The following is a 1,711-nucleotide window of genomic DNA, read 5'->3' as shown; positions in this document are numbered from 1 at the left end:
CATTGTGCGTGATGTCTATATCAAGGAGTGCGCCCAATTATTGCACGTAGAAGATAAACTGCTGGGTTCTGAGGTTGCCAAGCGTCGCGAAAAGCAAGCCGAGCAACAAGCTGAGCGAGCAGAACGTGAGCGTCGGTCGGCCAATGCCGCAAGAGCCAATGCAGAAACGGGGGTCAATGGCAGTCATACTGCAGCTACCAACCCCGACGCACAACAAGCTGGCTAGCCGTCCCAATCACTGCCTGCCGGTCTCCCTTCCGAAACACCTCCACCTTTTCCACCCGAGGAAGAATATGTATCCTTCATCCCGCAGGAGGGCAAGGAGGGCCAGGAGTTCTATAAATACGAACGACTTATTCTGAAGATGGTAGTGCTCTATGGTGAGCGGGTGATGTGCAATGTCACCAATGAAGAGGGGCAGGAAACCCCTATCACTGTAACTGAATATATAGTCAATGATTTAAAAGAAGACGAACTTGCCTTCCACAATCCGCTTCACCGGCAAATCCTGACAGAGGCTGCCGAACGTATCCACAATGAGGGTTTTACCGCCGAACGGTATTTTGTGGCGCATCCCGACCCCGTCATCAGCAAGCTGAGTGTGGAGCTTATCAGCAACCGCTATCAGTTAAGGAAATCACAGATAGAACAAATGGTAACGGACGAAGAACGCCTCTATGAGCTAATTCCACGGTTAATGATAAACTTCAAATATGCCATCGTCTGCGAAGAATTGAAGCATACCCTATTTGCGTTACAGAACCCTGCCATAGCCAATGATGAAACCCAGTGTAACAGCATCATGGAGCGCTACAACGAATTGAACAAAGTAAAAAGCATCATGGCAAAGCGGCTGGGAGACAGAGTCATCCTGAATTTTTAAATTCAATTCGGGGAGTTCTCCGTCAAGAATTATGCCTGATTAAATTCATAAATTCCTCGCGAGTCTTCGCTTGGTTGAATGCTCCGGTAAAATCGGATGTAGTGGTAATGGAGTTCTGTTTCTCTACTCCGCGCATCTGCATGCACATGTGTTTGGCTTCCACAACAACCATAACCCCCAGCGGATTCAGCGTCTCCTGAATACACTCTTTTATTTGGAGAGTCATACGTTCCTGCACTTGCAGGCGGTGAGAGAAAATATCCACTACGCGGGCTATCTTGCTCAGTCCGGTAATGTAGCCGTTAGGAATATATGCCACATGTGCCTTTCCGTAGAAGGGAAGCATGTGATGTTCGCAAAGCGAGAAGAAGTCAATGTCTTTCACAATCACCATCTGACTGTATTCCTCTTGAAATTTGGCCGAACGGAGTACCTCGTGCGGGTCCATATGATACCCTTTCGTCAACGACAACATGGCCTTCGCCACCCGTTCAGGTGTCTTCTGCAAACCTTCACGTCCGGCATCTTCACCCAACAGAGTAAGGATGCGGTGATAATGTTCCTTCAATTCATCTAATGAAGGAGATACAATTTCTTCTTTTCCTAACATGATAATTCTTTATAAGGGGATGTTTATCTGCTCTTTCACGATAGAAACTTCCTTGAATACACCAGTAGCCCGCAACTGACGCATCATGGCATCCGCTTCTTCGATACTGCGGAAATCTCCTGCACGGCACAGCCAACGAGGGGTGAAGACTTGCGACTCGTATTTCCCGGTATGTCCGTTGCCGGCCATTTCCCTGCGGAGCATATCCGTGGAAGCGA

Annotated in this window: 2 protein-coding genes and 2 pseudogenes; 2 read left to right on the top strand and 2 right to left on the bottom strand. The window is 48.2% G+C overall.

All coding sequences use genetic code 11. The features are described from left to right. Together ABUA47_RS25010 and ABUA47_RS24575 are read left to right on the top strand one after the other, a co-directional pair. A pseudogene (locus tag ABUA47_RS25010) lies at window positions 1-226 on the top strand (DNA primase); the annotation flags it as partial. A 36-nt stretch (window positions 227-262) separates the two neighbouring features. Beyond that, window positions 263-883 (top strand): annotated as a pseudogene (locus tag ABUA47_RS24575) (DNA primase); the annotation flags it as partial. Window positions 884-905: 22 nt separating this feature from the next. Here ABUA47_RS24575 and folE read toward each other — a convergent pair. Both folE and ABUA47_RS24565 read right to left on the bottom strand, forming a co-directional pair. Further along, the gene (folE, locus tag ABUA47_RS24570; protein WP_005829983.1) at window positions 906-1,493 is read right to left on the bottom strand and encodes a GTP cyclohydrolase I FolE; all 588 of its coding nucleotides are present in this window, start codon (window positions 1,491-1,493) and stop codon (window positions 906-908) included. A 9-nt stretch (window positions 1,494-1,502) separates the two neighbouring features. Next, window positions 1,503-1,711: SPOR domain-containing protein (locus ABUA47_RS24565; RefSeq protein WP_410520200.1), on the bottom strand; the 209-nt coding region annotated here is incomplete at its 5' end.

The organism is Bacteroides sp. RTP31139st1_H2_RTP31139_211217, assembly GCF_040227615.1.
Classification (GTDB): Bacteria; Bacteroidota; Bacteroidia; order Bacteroidales; family Bacteroidaceae; genus Bacteroides; species Bacteroides uniformis.
This window is presented reverse-complemented; position numbering and strand designations above follow the sequence as displayed.